Annotated in this window: 13 protein-coding genes; 2 read left to right on the top strand and 11 right to left on the bottom strand. The window is 58.3% G+C overall.

Annotated elements, in window-relative coordinates; translation table 11 throughout:
• Nucleotides 1-16: 16 nt before the first annotated feature.
• From murD to dinB, 10 genes are all read right to left on the bottom strand, one after another.
• Complete coding sequence (murD, locus tag D3791_RS01705; protein ID WP_172511123.1) at nt 17-1,561, bottom strand: UDP-N-acetylmuramoyl-L-alanine--D-glutamate ligase; 1,545 nt, start codon at nt 1,559-1,561, stop codon at nt 17-19.
• On the bottom strand, nt 1,543-2,646 hold the full coding sequence (mraY, locus tag D3791_RS01710) for a phospho-N-acetylmuramoyl-pentapeptide-transferase (protein ID WP_022876557.1): 1,104 nt from the start codon (nt 2,644-2,646) through the stop codon (nt 1,543-1,545). Before mraY ends, murD begins: the two co-directional genes overlap by 19 nt.
• The gene (locus tag D3791_RS01715; protein WP_172511124.1) at nt 2,643-4,100 is read right to left on the bottom strand and encodes a UDP-N-acetylmuramoyl-tripeptide--D-alanyl-D-alanine ligase; all 1,458 of its coding nucleotides are present in this window, start codon (nt 4,098-4,100) and stop codon (nt 2,643-2,645) included. The genes mraY and D3791_RS01715 overlap by 4 nt, the downstream gene beginning before the upstream one ends.
• Before the next feature lie 50 nt (nt 4,101-4,150).
• The gene (locus D3791_RS01720; protein WP_172511125.1) at nt 4,151-5,743 is read right to left on the bottom strand and encodes a UDP-N-acetylmuramoyl-L-alanyl-D-glutamate--2,6-diaminopimelate ligase; all 1,593 of its coding nucleotides are present in this window, start codon (nt 5,741-5,743) and stop codon (nt 4,151-4,153) included.
• Nucleotides 5,737-7,551, bottom strand: a complete 1,815-nt coding sequence (locus D3791_RS01725; protein WP_246242263.1) for a peptidoglycan D,D-transpeptidase FtsI family protein — start codon at nt 7,549-7,551, stop codon at nt 5,737-5,739. The genes D3791_RS01720 and D3791_RS01725 overlap by 7 nt, the downstream gene beginning before the upstream one ends.
• A gap of 73 nt (nt 7,552-7,624) precedes the next feature.
• Nucleotides 7,625-8,404 carry a cell division protein FtsL gene (gene ftsL, locus D3791_RS01730; protein WP_172511126.1) on the bottom strand — a complete coding sequence of 260 codons (780 nt, stop codon included), beginning with the start codon at nt 8,402-8,404 and terminating at the stop codon, nt 7,625-7,627.
• A 1-nt stretch (nt 8,405) separates the two neighbouring features.
• Nucleotides 8,406-9,398, bottom strand: a complete 993-nt coding sequence (gene rsmH / locus D3791_RS01735; protein ID WP_172511127.1) for a 16S rRNA (cytosine(1402)-N(4))-methyltransferase RsmH — start codon at nt 9,396-9,398, stop codon at nt 8,406-8,408.
• A gap of 171 nt (nt 9,399-9,569) precedes the next feature.
• Entirely contained in the window at nt 9,570-9,983 is a 414-nt protein-coding gene (mraZ, locus tag D3791_RS01740) for a division/cell wall cluster transcriptional repressor MraZ (RefSeq protein ID WP_022876563.1), read from the bottom strand.
• 549 nt (nt 9,984-10,532) lie between these two features.
• The gene (locus tag D3791_RS01745) at nt 10,533-10,916 is read right to left on the bottom strand and encodes a DUF3040 domain-containing protein (RefSeq protein ID WP_061955333.1); all 384 of its coding nucleotides are present in this window, start codon (nt 10,914-10,916) and stop codon (nt 10,533-10,535) included.
• A 182-nt stretch (nt 10,917-11,098) separates the two neighbouring features.
• A complete protein-coding gene (gene dinB, locus D3791_RS01750) occupies nt 11,099-12,265 on the bottom strand; it encodes a DNA polymerase IV (protein WP_028268795.1) in 1,167 nt (388 codons plus the stop codon).
• Between the two features lie 160 nt (nt 12,266-12,425).
• On the opposite strand from dinB, the gene D3791_RS01755 reads away from it, so the two are divergent.
• A complete protein-coding gene (locus D3791_RS01755) occupies nt 12,426-13,532 on the top strand; it encodes a polyprenyl synthetase family protein (protein ID WP_172511128.1) in 1,107 nt (368 codons plus the stop codon).
• 108 nt (nt 13,533-13,640) lie between these two features.
• Here the strand turns inward: D3791_RS01755 and D3791_RS01760 are convergent, their stop codons facing one another.
• On the bottom strand, nt 13,641-13,994 hold the full coding sequence (locus D3791_RS01760; protein WP_172511129.1) for an Rv2175c family DNA-binding protein: 354 nt from the start codon (nt 13,992-13,994) through the stop codon (nt 13,641-13,643).
• 207 nt (nt 13,995-14,201) lie between these two features.
• Between D3791_RS01760 and D3791_RS01765 the strand changes: the two genes are divergently transcribed.
• Nucleotides 14,202-15,920: a lytic transglycosylase domain-containing protein gene (locus tag D3791_RS01765; RefSeq protein ID WP_172511130.1), complete on the top strand. Its 1,719-nt coding sequence runs from the start codon at nt 14,202-14,204 to the stop codon at nt 15,918-15,920.
• Nucleotides 15,921-15,954: the final 34 nt, after the last annotated feature.

Genomic DNA, 15,954 nt, shown 5'->3' on the forward strand with positions numbered 1-15,954 from the left:
TTCGGTACTCGGTTGCCTAATTGCCTTCGTCAGCTCTATCCATCAGATCACTGACGGCGCTGATAAATGCGTTGCCACGCTGTGCGTAGGAACTGAATTGATCCATGGACGCTGCGGCAGGCGCCATCAGCACGGTGTCACCGGGCTGTGCAATCTCGGCGGCCTTGTACACGGCGCGGGTCATCACCTGGGTTCCGCTCGGCGCGGCCCCGTCGGCATTCTGTGCTTCAGCGGTGACGTTGATGACTTCAACATCCGGCGCCTTCGAGGACAATGCCTCGATCAGGCCCGCGGTGTCGGTGCCGATGAGCAGCACCTTTGCCAGGCGGTGGGCATGCTTGGCAACCAGATCCTCGTAGTCCACGCCCTTGGACAGGCCGCCGGCGATCCACACCACCCGGGTGAAGGCTGCCAGCGACGCGTCTGCGGCGTGCGGGTTGGTGGCCTTGGAGTCGTTGATCCAGAGGATGTCGTTCTTCCGGGCTACCGCCTGGATGCGGTGGTCCCCGGCGTCGAATCCGCTCAGGCCTTGGGCGATGGCTTCTGGCTCTACGCCGTAGGCGCGAGTCAGGGCGGCCGCGGCAGCGGCATTGGCAGCCGTGTGGCGAGGGACGATCTCGCCGATCTGGTCAAGCGGGATCAGTTCCACCGCGTTGGTCTTGCGGTCCTCGATGTAGGCGCGATCCACCAGAAGGCTTTCGACCACGCCGATCATGGATACCGAAGGCGAATCGGTGGTGAATCCGATGGCACGGCAGCCCTCGATCACGTCAGCATTTTCAACCATGCGGATGGTGATCTCTTCTTCGGCGTTGAAGATCGCCGCAACCTGCGTGCGCTCGTAGATCTTCGCCTTGGCTGCCTTGTAGTTCTCGAAGCCGTCATGCCAATCGACGTGGTCCTCGGCGATATTCAATACCACGGAGGCCACCGGCGAAATGCTATGGGTGTAGTGCAGCTGGAAGCTTGAGAGCTCAACAGCGAAGACGTCGTAATCCACCGGTTCGCGGACCGCATCCAGAATCGGGGTGCCGACGTTGCCTACGGCGATGGCTTTCAGGCCGGCAGCCTGCAAGATCGACTCGGTCATTCCCACGGTAGTGGTCTTGCCGTTGGTGCCGGTGATCGCCAGCCACTTCGGAGCGGTATGCCCTGCGCGATTCTGGACGCGCCAGGCAAGTTCGATGTCGCTCCAGATCTCGATGCCCGCTTCAGCGGCCTCGGCGATAACCGGGTGGCGCGGATTCCAGCCTGGCGAAACCATCACCAGCTGGGCGTCCTGCCCATCAACCTGCGGGAGGCTGCGGACATTCTCGGTCCCCAGCAGCACCTGGTGTGCCCCGACAATCTTCAAGGTCTCGGCACGCTGCTGGTTCAGCTCATCGTTCTTGCCGTCAATGACGGTGACGATGGCGCCGAGTTCAATCAGCGTATCGGCGGCGGAGAACCCGGACAGGCCAAGTCCCGCAACCACGACGCGCAGGCCTTTCCAGTCTGCATCCCAGCTGGTTAGCGAATCCAATACTTTCTTGGCATCTGCGCTCACAGTGCGACAACCCATTCAGAGTAGAAGAGTCCCAGGCCGGCGGCCACGAAGAGACCGGCTAGGATCCAGAAGCGGATAACGACGTTTTCCTCGGACCAGCCCGAGAGCTCGAAGTGGTGCTGCAGCGGTGCCATCTTGAACACGCGCTTGCCTCCGGAAAGCTTGAAGTAGCCCACCTGGATGATGACCGACAGGGAGATGATCACGAACAGGCCGGCGATGACGACCAGCAGCAGCTGGGTGCGGGAAAGGATCGCGAATGCGGCAACCGCGCCGCCGATGGCCAACGATCCGGTATCGCCCATGAAGATCTTCGCAGGCTTGGCGTTGAACCACAGGAAGGCGATCAACGCGCCGGACAGGGTGGCGCCGAGCAAGGCAAGATCCTGGGGGTCGCGCACCGAGTAGCAGACATCAAGGGAATTGCTGTTGGAGCATGCCTGGTTCTGCTGCCAGATGCCCATCAGGGTGTAGGCGCCGAAAACCATGATCGAGGCACCGGTGGCCAAGCCATCCAGGCCATCGGTGAGGTTCACTGCGTTGGTGGTGCCGGTGACGATGAAGTTCGCCCAGATGACGAACAGGATCAGTCCCAGCATCGGACCGGCGAACGCCAAATCGATATTGCTGTCACGCAGGAAGGAGATCGCGGTGGATCCCGGAGTCAGGCCGCGCTCGTCAGGGAACTGGAGTGCCAGCACTGCGAAGCTGATGCCGATGACGGCCTGCAGGACGATCTTCTGCCAGGCGCGCAGGCCCAGCGAACGCTTCTTGAAGATCTTGATGAAGTCATCAAGGAAGCCGACCAATCCCATGCCGCCGAAAAGCAGCAGGACCAGCAGGCCGGTGGCAGTGATGCCCGAGGAGGAACGTCCCATCAGGGCCAAAACGCCATGGGTCGCGAAGTAGGCGACGAAGACCGCCAGCACGAAGACAACGCCACCCATGGTGGGGGTGCCGGACTTCACGGCGTGCGAGTTCGGACCGTCATCACGCACGACCTGGCCGTACTGCTTCTTGGTCAGCAGCTTGATGTAGAGCGGCATTGCCACCATGGTCAGTACAAGGGCAATACCTGCCCCCAAGATCAATGCGATCACGCGTCTTCGCCTTCCTTCACGAATGCTGCGATGTCGTCGCCGAGGAAGCGCAGACCGGCCCCATTAGAGGACTTGAACAAGGCGATATCGCCTGGCTGGAGTTCCTTTTGCAGTAGTTCGCGGGCTTCATCTACGTTCTCCACGTAGTAGGCCTCGTCGCCCCAGCTGCCTTCAAGTACCGCCGAGTTGTAGGCGGGCTTGGCGCCGCGACCGACAACTACAAGTTTTTTGATGTTCATTCGAACAGCCATGCGTCCGAGCAAATCATGCTGGTGAATGCTTTCATCACCCAGTTCGAGCATCTCGCCCAGAACCGCCCAGGTCCGGCGGCCCGGGCTGCCGTCCTCGCCCAGGCCCAGCTCGGCCAGGGTGACCAGGGCAGCGCGCATGGATTCAGGGTTGGCGTTATAGGCGTCGTTGATGATGCTCACGCCGTCGGCGCGGTCAATGCGCTCCATGCGCCAGCGGCTGCCGGCGCTCTGCCCGTCCAGGCTGTCGGCGATGAGCTGCGGGCTGACATCCAGCGCAAACGCAGCGTTGGCGGCGGCGAGGATGTTGCTGACGTGGTGGCGGCCAAGCAGCCCTGAGGTGATCCGCTGGCTGTAGCCATCGGGGAACTGCAAGGTCAGCTGCGGCTGGCCCTGGCCATTAACGACGACGTCGCTGGCCCAGACCCCTGCGCGTGCGGGCTTTTGCTCCCCGGTTCCGAAGAAACGGACTTCCGCCGTGGCGCGCGAGTCCATGCGCGCGACGCGGGAATCCTCTGCGTTCAAAATGGCGATGCCGCTGGCATCCAGTGCCTCAACGAGTTCGCCCTTGGCCTTCTCGATGTTCTCGACTCCGCCGAATTCCCCAGCGTGCGCGGTGCCTACACAGAGCACGACACCCACCTGGGGGTGCACCATGTCGGTGAGGTAGGTCAGGTGGCCGATGCCGGTCGCGCCCATTTCGATTACGAAGAACTTGGTCTCTTCGGTGGCGTTGAAGACGGTCAGCGGCACGCCGACTTCGCCGTTGTAGGAACCGATCGGCGAAACCGTCGGTGCCACCTGGGAGAGGATTCCGGCCAGCAGATCCTTGGTGGTGGTTTTGCCGGCAGAGCCGGTGATGCCCACGACCTTGGCGTCGTTTTTGGCTTTGAGGTACTCAACGATGTGCGCTGCGATTTTGCCCATGGCTTCAACAGCGTCGTCGACGATGATCGCGGGATGCACGTCCCGGTTATCGTTATAGGTCAGCCGTTCGGCCAGGGCCAGTACGGCGCCGGCGGCCAGGGCTTTATCGATGAAGGCATGTCCATCGGAAAATTCTCCGGGCTTGGCTACAAACAAGCACCCGGCGGTGACTTCACGTGAATCCGTGGTCACAGAAGTGACCACCGTGTCGGAGGCGACTGTCGCAGTCGCTTCTCCCCCGGTGATCTTCAAAAGGTCAGTCAAAGACAGTTCAATCATGGCATTAAGGACTTTACACTTGAGCGGTGGTGATCGTGGTCTTGTGCCGTCTAGGAATTGGTCACAAATCCATGAAGATTTAGGGCATTTGCCAGTTCCACGCGATCATCGAGTGCAACGTCGATTCCCGCAACGTCTTGGCTAACTTCATGTCCGCGGCCGGCCACCAGGATCGCATCGTTCAGCTGCGCTAAACTCACAGCGAATTCCACGGCTTTGGCGCGTGGCGCGATGTTGAATAGCTGGGTATCGGGCCGTTCAGAGTCGATCACGCCCTGTGCGCCGGCGGCAACCTGCTCGCGGATCGGCTCAGGGGCTTCGCCGTGCGGGTCATCGTCGGTGACAATCACGATATCTGCGTGGCGCGCTGCAACTGCACCCATATCTGGGCGTTTGGTTTTGTCTCGTTCGCCGGTGGCCCCGAAGACCACGATCCGGCGCCCCTCGGCACCCGGTCGGATGGAATCCAGTGCCTTGGCCAGCGCATCGGAGTTATGGGCGAAATCGACGACGGCAACCGGCGACTGGGCTACCACCTGCATGCGTCCTGGAACAGCGACCGACAATGGGTCTTTGGCATCGAGGGCCGCTTGCAATGCTTCGAGTTCTACGCCGCTGGCAAGCACCATGGTCGTGGCCAAGGCGGCGTTGGCCACGTTGAACATGCCTGGCAGCGCGGTGCGAGTGCGCAGCGCGCGGCCATCACGGTTCAGCAGCGTGAAGCTGTGGCCGAGTCCGGAGTGAGCCAGTTCGGTGACGCGCCAATCGGCGTGTTCATTGGCTTCGTCCAGGCTCAAGGACTGCGTAGGAATCTGCGCCTCTTCGGCCAGTCGCGCGCCGTAGGGATCATCGATCATGACGACGGCGCACTGGCTGTGTTCTTCCGTGAACAGCTGCGCCTTGGTCTGGAAGTAGTCTTCCATGGTCCCGTGCAGGTCCAAGTGGTCCTGGGTGAGGTTGGTGTAGCCGGAGACTTTGAAGTCCAGGGCATCAACGCGTCCGTAGCTCAAGGAGTGGCTGGAGACCTCCATGGCTACAGAGTTCACATCTTGTTGCGCCATGCGCGCAAGGACTCCGTGGAGCTGGGTGGACTCTGGCGTCGTCAATACGCTAGGGATGATCTGCCCGCGTGCGGACATCTCGATGGTGCCGATCAGGCCCGTCTCTTCTCCGAGCGCTTCGAGAATCGCGCGAATCATGAAAGTCGTGGTGGTCTTGCCGTTGGTTCCGGTGACGGCGAACAACTGCGGACTGCGCTCATCAGTGCCATAGACCGTCTGGGCGATCTGGGCAGCGGCCTTGCGGACATCGGCCACGACTGCCACAGGGATGGAGAGTTCTTCAGGGAGGAAGTCCAAGCCAGCGGTGTCGGTGATGATGGCAAGGGCACCATTGGAAATCGCGGTGTCCACGAACTCGGCCCCGTGTCGCTTGGCGCCCGAGATGCCCAGGAAGACATCGCCTGGCTGTACGACCTGCGGGTTCAAGCTGACGCCGAGGATCTGCGGAGTCGCGTTGAATTGCGTTCCGGTTCGCACGGCGCCAACCGCGCCGCATACCTGATCGAAGCCCACACCGGCCATATTCTCTGGACGAAGGTACCGTTCCAATTCACGCGGGGTTCCGGGATTCTGGACTACCAAGATTTCTTTTGTTCCTTACCTACAAAGACGTCATACGCCTCTGACTTAGTCGTGCTCGGAGGCACATTGAATGTGTTGAGCGTATGGCTCATCACGTCGGTAAACGTGTCAGCTACCGAGAAGTCTTTCCAGTTGCCCTTTGGACGGTACATCGTCGCCACAACAACGAACTGCGGATCCTCCAAAGGAGCTACACCTGCAAAGGAATAAGTATAGCCGTCGTAGCCCTTGGCGCTGGCGGCCTGGCCGGTACCGGTCTTGCCGCCGACACGGTATCCGGGGATGGCTTCCTTGTAACCGGTGCCGTAGTCGACCACGGATTCCATGATCTTCAGCATTTCCTTGGAAGTGGATTCCTTGATTACACGCTTCTCTTCGGGATCAGGGATCTTTGTGACCGAGCCGTCGTCGTTTCGGTAGCCTTCGATCAGGCTTGGCGAGAGACGGACGCCGCCGTTGGCGATGGCTTGGAAGATGGAAGCGGTGTGCAGCACGGTCTGCGAATAGCCCTGGCCGAACATGGTGGTGTACTGCTGGCGTCGATCCCAATTTTCGGGTTTCGCCAGCTGGCCGGCGCTGGCACCGTTCAGGCCCACCTGGATTGGCGTGCCCAGGCCAAAGGCCCTCATGTAGTCGTAACGGGTCTGCTTGCTCATCTTGTTGCCGACCATCACGGTACCGGTGTTGTACGAGCGGGCGAAGATACCTGCGACGGTCATGTCGTAGGTGGCGTGCTCCAAGGAATCGTTGATGGTTTCCTTGGTGAAAGTCTTCTTGTGCGGCACAGTGAGCTCGTCCGTGGCCTTGACGACGCCTTGGTCGAGGGCAGCCGCGAAGATCGGGGCCTTGCCGGTTGAGCCTGGCTCGAATGCGCGAGTAATCGAAGTGGAGTGGCGGAACTCGGGATCGGTGGCGCCGGGGTCATTGGGGTCCAACTCGGCGGAGTCGCCAATAGCCAGGATCTTGCCGGTCTTCACTTCCATGGCAACCACGGAGACCCACTCGGCGTTGAACTCCGCCTGCTTCTTTTCAGCAGCTCGCTGGGCGACGTAGTTGATGTCGGAGTCGATGGTCAGCAGGACGTCCTGTCCGTTGACCGCCGGGGTTTCTTCGACTTCGGTCACCGGAATACGCACGCCGTCAGCGCTGATCTCGTATTTGCGGCTGCCGGCGGTACCTGCCAAGTGGTCTTCCTGGCTGAGTTCAAGGCCTTCAGCACCGACCATGGAGGTCTGATCTTCCGAATTCCGGACGAAGCCAAGCAACGGGCCGGCGATAACGCCCTGAGGGTACTGGCGTTCGCTGCGCAGCAGGGAGGAAAGTCGCGGGATGCCGATTTCACGGACCTCGTTGCGCACTTCTGGTGTCACGCTCTTGGCGATGACCACATAGCCCTTTGGCTTGGCATCGCCTTGCGGGCGCACCTTGGTGGCGAGTTCTTCGGGATCTTGGTCCAGCGTCTCGGCAAGTTCCTGGATGGCTTGGTCCCAGCTGATGCGCTCGTGGCCATTGGAACCGTCACGCTTGGCACGACGGATATCTTCGTCCTGCTCGCGCTGGTCGATAACCAGGTCATAGCGGTCGACGGAAACAGCCAAGGTGGTTCCATTGCGGTCTTCGATTGAGCCGCGGGTGGGAGCGATGACTTCTTCGCGTTCACGATTCTGCTGGGCCGCGTTGGCTACCGTAGCCGCGTTGATGCCCTGGACCCAGACAAGCCGGGCCAGGATGATCACCAACAGGGTTACTGAGAGAACCAGTACGAAGCGCATCCGCTTTTTCGCAGTGTCGATTGCCGTCGAACTCACAATGAACCTAACTTTCCCTCAGCGTGGTTTCCAGCAGTATCAGCTAGCTCAGTTCTAGCTTAGAAAGATCTCGCTAATTTGCTGGGGATTTGATGCTTGGCGCCGGGATCGTGCCGCCGTTAAGTTCCGAGTCCTGGAAGACCGGACGACCGTCTTCAGCGACCTCGCGCTCGCTCTTTGCTGGCTTCACTTCGCCTTCCTTCGAATCCGCGGCAGAGTCAGTCTTCTTCTCTGCTTCGGTTGAGGTTTTGCCCACAGTGGTCTTCGGGGTCGACGACTTTTCGGTGTCAGCCTTATCCTGGGTGCCTTCGCCTTCGCGGACGCTAGCACCAGGCAATGGCAGGGTTCCGTATTCCTGCTTGTTGTCCTTGGCCTTGACGGCGTCTTCGGCTTCCTGGGTCACCTTGCCTTCGGAAAGGCTGATCAGGCCAGGAGCGCCAGGCGAAACCAGGCCGAGATCCTTGGCTTTGGCAGCCAGAGCCTGCGGTGCAGCCAATGACTGCGCTTCCTTGAGCAGTGCCTGGTTCTCCTGGGACAGCGCGCGTTCCTGGTTGCGCAGCGAAACGATGTCGTATTGGCGCTGGGCTACCGAGGTGTTGAGCAGTACCAAGGTCACGATGACGCTGAAGGCCAGCAGAACCAGAATCGCCGACATAGTGACCATGGAGCGGCGGTTCGTTTCCTTGATCCGAGGGACCAAGGACAGGGTCACCCGCTGGCGGGATTCGCCTTTGGGCAGATCGCTGGCAAGCACGGGCTCGGGGCGCAAGGCTCGTGCAGCACTGCCATCGACAACTGGCTGGTTGTTCACAGCTGCAGTCTTCTGCACGCGGCGCGGGGCTCGTTGGCTCATCCTAGCTCCTCTTCAACACTCGCTCCACAGCTCGCAAACGAGCTGAGGCTGCACGGGAATTCTCGGCAATTTCCTGGTCGCTTGGCTTTTCAGTTCCCTTGGTCAGGACCTTGTATTCAGCCTTATGTTCCTCCAGCTCCACCGGGAATCCCGGAGGGGCCGAAGAGGTTGCACCCTGCACGAAGTGCCTCTTGGTGATCTTGTCTTCCAAAGAGTGGTAGCTCATGACGACGACGCGACCGCCGACGTTCAAAGCTCCCATGGCCGCAGGAATCGCACGCTCAAGCACGTCGAGTTCCTCGTTGACCGCAATGCGCAGGGCCTGGAAGGTGCGTTTCGCTGGGTGGCCGCCATTTCGAGCGGCTGCCGCTGGAACTACACGTCGAATGATTTCCACCAGTTCTGCGGTGGTCGTGATTCGTGCTTGTGCTCGGGCTTCAACGATGGCGGTTGAGATTCGTCCAGCGAACTTCTCTTCGCCCCACTGGCGGATGATGCGCAACAGTTCGTCGCGTTCCAGATCGTTGACCAGGTCCTCGGCGGTTGGACCCACCGAGGTGTCCATGCGCATGTCCAATGGAGCGTCGTAGGAATAGGCGAATCCACGTTCGCGCTCGTCCAGCTGCAAGGATGAGACGCCGAGGTCGAAGAGCACTCCATCAACGCCGGGGAATCCGAGGTCTTCGACTACGTCAGCGATTTCGTCGTAGACGGCGTGAACCAAATCGATGCGGTCTTCGAATGGCTTCAAGCGTGCGCCGGCAAGCTCATGAGCTTGTTCGTCGCGATCGAGGCCGATGAGGTGAAGGTTGTCGAAACGCTTCAGAATGGCTTCTGAGTGTCCGCCCATTCCAAGGGTGCAGTCCACCACGATTGCCCGACGGCCTTCAGCATTTGCACGCTCAATACCTGGTGCGAGGAGATTGACGCAACGGTCCAGAAGTACTGGAACGTGGCGTTCGGATGCTGGTCGCTGGGAATCCTGATTTGGCACTGCGCCCCCTTTCGCTGTTCGATCTGTTGTTGAGATCAGATCCCCCTCCAACCAAGAGGTGGTCCACCTTCTGGCTCCGGGGAAGTGAAGCCAGATGATTTTCCCCGCTAGGTGGCTGGAGATCTCATCCCAACATCATGTGTTGTCGGAATAAACCTCGGTCTGACGACCTCAGTCCTCATCAGTATCTGAGAAAACATCCTCTTGTTCGTCCAAATACTGTTGCCAAGCGTCCGTGTCCCAGATTTCGATGCGATTACCTGCACCAATGACTGTCACTTCACGGTCAAGGCCTCCGTAAGTGCGAAGCACTTGCGGGATCGTGACGCGCCCTTGCTTGTCCGGCACTTCATCCGAGGCCCCCGAGAGGAACACACGTGCATAGTCGCGTGCTCGTCGTGAGGTCAAAGATGCCTGAGCTAGCTGTTCATGCTGCTTTTCGAACTCCCGCTGGCTGAAAACGTAAATGCAACGTTCCTGACCGCGAGTCAGCACTAGCCCGTAGGACAACTCGTCACGATATTTAGCAGGAAGAATCAGACGACCCTTCTCGTCGAGTTTCGGCGTGTACGTTCCCAGGAACATGCACACCGCCTTTCCGCGAAGTGGCCGGAAGCCCCACTCTTCTCTACTTGCCTCCACTTTACTCCACAACCCCCCACTGTCAATGCGATTTCATTGGTTTGGCGAGGGTCTGGAGTTAAAAATTGGCTAAATTTAGCGGTTTCTTGCACCAAGTTCTGGTGGAGGGAAAGTGGGGGTCCTTCCAGGTAGGGGTCTTTGCTTCATAGATTTTTAGGCCAAATATGGCGGAATCCCGGTAAATCTGGGTTCTGTGGTGGGAAGTGGAGGGCCCCGGGGAGGAAAGTGGGGGCGTAGCCAATGGCCCCGTTGAGGCCGAAACTTGGAATCTCCCGAGAATCTGAAAACAGGCCCTGAGGCGTGTCGCGCGCCATCGAATAATGGCCGGAGGAAGTTGACTCGTTGCCAAATCAAAATGCGCCAGAATTGATGCCGACCTATTGGGCAACGGACGCTCTGCGGGTCCGTCACGAGTCGAAACTCGCAGCACCTTCCGGACAAACAAAAAGAGGTGTAACCCTAGGGCTACACCTCAATGTCGATATGTATCGTTCAGCTGTCGGACTGATCCCGCTTGCGCTGATTCCAACGCTCTTCGAGGCTCGACATGAACTGTGAATTATTCCTCGCAGCAGTCTTCGGCCCATTGCCTCCAGGGCGACCGACCTTTCCGCTAGCGGATTTCATCAGTGCCAACAGGACGCCACCAAACATGACCGCGAATCCGATTACGCCAAGAATGATGATGTGCTGTGAGATGCCGAAGATCAGACCAGCTAGGCCAACGATGACCAGCAGAATGCCCAGCGCAATGTTTCGCGTCGAGAGGCGCCCCGCATTGGCCGGCCCCTTCATGCTAGAGGCGAAGCGACGGTCTTCATGCAACTGCTTTTCAAGCTGCTCCAACAAACGCTGCTCGTGTTCCGATAGCGGCATCGTCTTCTCCTTCCAAAGGCAAACTCGACGGTCGTTTACCGTCCTTAGGTTCAACGCCGAGTCAGAGGAAAAAGTTCCCCGATTCTTATGAGCCTTATTACTAGGATAGTCTCATTTAAGCCCAGCCTGCCAGTTGATCTTCACCACTGGTCTCATATACTCACCTGGCTCACAGAATACTTTTATTCCGGCGGTCGCAAAAAACGTGCGGGAGTCACCAAAGATTGCGGGAACTTCTGTCCGATCAGGTCAGCCACTCGTTCCGCTTCCCGCACTTTCTCGTCCTTCGGATCAAGGCTGAGCTGAAGCCCGAAGTCAGGATCCTCTAGACGTTCAGCCCGCACCCCAATCAAGCGAACTGGCTGCGTCAACGGAAGCAACTTCCTCAAGAGCAGCACCGAAGCTTCGCTAATCGTTGCCGATGAGTCCGTCGCCGCGCCCAACGCCTTTGAACGAGTGAGGCCCGTGAAATCCCGATATTTGATTTTCAGGCCGACTCCCCCGGCGGCCTTTCCATGATCCCGCAAACGTCGTGCAACCCTATGGCTGAGCCGAAGCAATTCGCCCTCGAGAACCTGCACATCTGAAATGTCTTCGGGGAACGTGTGCTCAGCGGAAATGCTTTTTTCGTCGCGCGTCACCTGCACCGGACGATCATCGATTCCTTGAGACAGCAGGTGCAAAGATCGGCCATGCTCCCCCATACGCGCCACCAACCTGGATTCAGGTTCCCGAGACAGCTGCCCAACAGTCTCGATACCCAGCGCGCGCAGTTGCTCTCCAGTACGCTTGCCCACGCCCCACATCTTTGAAACCGGAAGCTCTTCGAGAAACTCGCCAGTTCGCTCGGGCGCAATCACGGCCATTCCGTCCGGCTTGGCATAAGTGGATGCGAGCTTGGCGATGAATTTGTTCTTCGCGATACCTACGCTGGCCGGCAATCCCATCTGTGTACGTATGTGCTCGCGAATCGCTTTTCCTATTTCTACAGGGCCACCCAGCCTGCGCATGCTGCCGGTTACATCCAGAAACGCCTCATCCACGCTTACCTGCTCGACCAACGGTGTGATCGTACGGAAGTAAGCCATGATTTCTTCTGATGCCTTCGCATATTTGTAGTGGCTCGGCTCCACGATCGTTGCCTCAGGCATCAGTGGCATCGCCTGGCTCATCGGCATCGCGGAATGGATACCTCTGGCGCGGCAATCGTAGGACGCTGAAAGCACGACACTCCTGCCGCCCGGATGCCCGACGATAACAGGCTTATTGACCAATTCCGGGCGATCGCGCAGTTCAACGGAGACAAAAAAGGCATCCATGTCCACATGCAGCACAGCGCGTTGAACCATTTCCGCCTCCTGAACCAAACAATCGGACAACACAACCATACTCGAATATATATTCGGATTTCACCCTATCGATCATCCGAAGAACGCGAACAACATTGCCCTCGAATCACCGGTAGAGTTGTAACCAACCAGCCGTAGTTACCCAAAGAAATGATTTTGCATGTCGCTGCCTGATTCTTTGCCATCCTTCGAAGCCGAGGCTTCCAAGTTGAGTCAAACGTACACCGCCGAAGTCGCGCGGTTGCTTGAAGAATTCTTGGTTGCCAAAAGCGTAGAAGTTGGCCAGATTACCTCCAGCGCAGTAGAAATCGTCAACGCAATCACATCCTTGACCAAGGGCGGAAAGCGGCTGCGCCCCCTCTTTGCATTCTGGGGATACCTAGGTGCCGGCGGCGTTAAGGACTCTACCGATATCGTGCGACTCGGCGTAGCCCTTGAATTATTCCAGGCGGCCGCTTTGATTCACGATGACATCATCGACAACTCCGACACGCGCCGCGGACAGCCGAGCGTCCACAAGCGTTTTGAATCCCAGCACCAAGCATTGGGGTTGGCGGGAAGCGCGGCAGCCTACGGTAGCGCAAGTGCGATTTTGGCCGGAGACCTTTGCCTCTCCTTAAGTGAAGAAGCTTTCTCCGAAATCGAGCACCTCCCCAAGGATGCGCGCAACATTTTCAATCGGATGCGCACCCAGGTCATGGCTGGCCAGTACTTGGATGTCCTCGAAGAATCTGCTGGACCCGCCTACGACCCTCGCGAAGCAGTAAAGCGTGCGCGAACCATTGTGCGGTTCAAGTCCGCAAAGTACTCGACTGAAAATCCATTCTTGCTCGGCGGTGCCCTAGCCGGCGCGGACGAAGAGCTGCTAAAAAGTTATTCGGCCTTTGCGTTGCCCCTCGGCGAGGCGTTCCAGCTACGCGACGACGTCCTCGGCGTTTTTGGTGATGCCGAAATCACTGGCAAGCCAACTGGCGGAGATCTGCTGGAAGGCAAGCGGACTGAACTCATTGCCCATGCCTTGTTATTGTCGACCGAAGAAGAGCGCGAGTTCATCCAAACGCGACTTGGCGCAAGCGACATGACAGCTGCAGAAGTAGATCGTTTGAGCACCATCCTTCGGGACAGCGGTGCACTCGGAGCCACCGAGCACAGTATTAGTGAACTCACCGAGCAATCCCGCCAGGCCTTAGAAAAATTGTCGATCAGCCCACGCACCCTAGCCGGCCTTCAACAACTCAGCGACGCGGTGACCAAGCGATCCAAGTAACAGCAAGGGTCACCAATTCATAACAAAAGGTCTCGCCCTTCCGAATTCGCTTCGGATGGGCGAGACCTTTTTGTTGCCTTTCGAGCAACAGCTATAAGACGGATGGGCCTACCAGGCCAGCGCCTGTGCTCGCCTTCTAATTTCAGTTTTGCGTCCTGAGCGCAATGCGTTCATCGGCGTACCCGGCAGCGATTCATCCTCGGTGAAGAGCCATGAAATTGACTCTTCGTCGGAGTAACCAGCATCCATCAGCACCGATAGGGTTCCCTTCAGGCTCTCAACAACGGAGCCGTCTTGGAGAAAATCAGCTGGGATGGAACGGATATTCCGTTCTCCGATTCGCACCGAGATAATTGCGCGCTCATCGAGCAGGCGGTGCACACGGCGAATATCTACTTCTAGTTCTTCTGCTACATCGGGCAGGGTCAGCCACTGGCCGACGAGTTCTACGAATTCCTTCACCTCTCAAGGTTCCCACAAATTCGCAAACTCCGCAGAAACTTTGGGAAAAGTCGCCACAGCAGTTTCCATGCGCCACAGGAGTAGTGTAAATTTCCTTGTATCACTTTGATAACAATTGCATCACGGACAACATTAGGAACGTAAGCCTCTAGTGTTACCGGTGTCGCAATGCCCGTTATTTTCACCGTATATATGAGGATCGACTCCATGCCCCACGAATCCAAACATGTCTCGAAGCATGCGTTAGGCGTAGTAGCAGGCGCGGCCATCCCAGCCGCGGTCATTGGTAGCCTCGCGTTGGCACCAGCCGCGCAGGCAGCCCCCGTATCCCTCCCCAAAACCTCAGGCAGCCTTGCCAAGGCAGTCACCCCAGAATCAATCAAGGTCGCCGAAGACCAGATCAAGGCACACTTGATCGCGTCCCGCGTATCAACCCTCGGCCTTCCAGCAAAGCGCGATGTCAAGGAAATCAAGATCCCTGCAGGTGCTACCCTGTCGAGCATCGCGGCCGAATACCACACTTCTGTTGCGGAGCTGAAGAAGCTCAACGGACTGAAGAGCGATGTGATCATTGCTGGCAAGACGCTCAAGGTCTCGGGCAAGTCGTCGAGCTCGAAGTCCGACAAGGGCGGCTCATCCAAGCACAGTTCAGCAGGGACCAAGACTTATACGGTGAAGAACGGCGATACGCTCAGCGCTATTGCCGGCAAGCACAATATGAGCCTGTCCTCGCTGCTGAGCAAGAACGACATCTCGGCAAGCAAGGTCATTTACCCTGGCGATAAGCTCAAGGTCAATGGCTCCGGCTCCAGCTCCGACAGCCGCGATTCCGGATCGAAGTCGAAGAGCAAGGGCTCTTCGTCGGGATCCGCTACCTACACCGTCAAGTCAGGCGACACGCTCGGTAGCATTGCGGTCAAGCACAATATGAGCCTGTCCTCGCTGCTGAGCAAGAACAATATCTCTGCAAGCAAGGTCATCTTCCCTGGCGACAAGCTCAAGATCAACGGTTCTGCGAAGAGCAACGACTCCAAGTCCTCGGACAAGAAGTCGTCCTCGTCGAACACCTCCAGCTACACGGTCAAGTCGGGCGACACCCTCAGCGGTATTGCCTCCAAGCACGATATGAGCCTCTCGGAGCTTCTCAAGGTCAACAACATTTCCTCGAGCAAGCGCATCTACCCAGGTGACAAGATCAAGGTCTCCGGCGGTTCTTCATCCTCGAACTCCCAGGCTCCAAGCAAGCCGAAGGCCAAGACCTCGACTTATACCGTCAAGTCGGGCGATACCCTTGGCGGCATCGCGGTGAAGCACGACATGTCGTTGAAGGCACTGTTGGATATCAACCCTGAATTCAGCGCCAGCACCCCACTGAAGGTTGGCGCTAAGCTCAAGGTTTCAGGTTCCTCGGTTGCCCCTACCGGCGATGTCAAGCAGGACAAGATCGGCAACACCTTCGAGGGCCGCACCTATGAGGATCACGTTGTTCGAGACGCCAACGCAAACAAGAACTACCTGGACTCGATCGACGTCCCAGGCCGTTCCGAAATGCAGGCGCTCGTCCGCTCGACTGCACAGAGCATGGGCGTAGACCCAGCTTTGGCTATGGCCCATGCGTATCAGGAGTCCGGCTTCAACATGCGTGCGGTCTCCCCGGCTAACGCTGTAGGCGTCATGCAGGTCCTCCCAAGCACAAGTGACTGGATCGCTTCCCGCATCGGCCAGGACCTCAATGTCCTGAACCCGCGGGATAACGTCGTCGCCGGTGTGGCAGTCATTGCCTACAACTTGGACAACACCGATGATCTGGACACCGCTATTGCGGCGTACTACCAGGGTCTGGCTGGCGTCAACAAGAACGGCATGTACGAAGACACCAAGCGCTATGTGGCCAGCATCAAGGCACACATGAAGAACTACCGCTAAATCAAGTAAGCGAAGGCCGGTTCAGCATCTCATG

The sequence above is a fragment of the Glutamicibacter mishrai genome (assembly GCF_012221945.1).
Taxonomy (GTDB): domain Bacteria; phylum Actinomycetota; class Actinomycetes; order Actinomycetales; family Micrococcaceae; genus Glutamicibacter; species Glutamicibacter mishrai.

What these genes read in the sequence shown, in the direction of transcription:
- D3791_RS01745 (WP_061955333.1), bottom strand. Translation starts at nt 10,916, where the DNA reads ATGCCGCTATCGGAACACGAGCAGCGTTTGTTGGAGCAGCTTGAAAAG.
- ftsL (WP_172511126.1), bottom strand. Translation starts at nt 8,404, where the DNA reads ATGAGCCAACGAGCCCCGCGCCGCGTGCAGAAGACTGCAGCTGTGAAC.
- murD (WP_172511123.1), bottom strand. Translation starts at nt 1,561, where the DNA reads ATGGGTTGTCGCACTGTGAGCGCAGATGCCAAGAAAGTATTGGATTCG.
- mraZ (WP_022876563.1), bottom strand. Translation starts at nt 9,983, where the DNA reads ATGTTCCTGGGAACGTACACGCCGAAACTCGACGAGAAGGGTCGTCTG.
- D3791_RS01715 (WP_172511124.1), bottom strand. Translation starts at nt 4,100, where the DNA reads ATGATTGAACTGTCTTTGACTGACCTTTTGAAGATCACCGGGGGAGAA.
- dinB (WP_028268795.1), bottom strand. Translation starts at nt 12,265, where the DNA reads ATGGTTCAACGCGCTGTGCTGCATGTGGACATGGATGCCTTTTTTGTC.
- D3791_RS01755 (WP_172511128.1), top strand. Translation starts at nt 12,426, where the DNA reads ATGTCGCTGCCTGATTCTTTGCCATCCTTCGAAGCCGAGGCTTCCAAG.
- D3791_RS01765 (WP_172511130.1), top strand. Translation starts at nt 14,202, where the DNA reads ATGCCCCACGAATCCAAACATGTCTCGAAGCATGCGTTAGGCGTAGTA.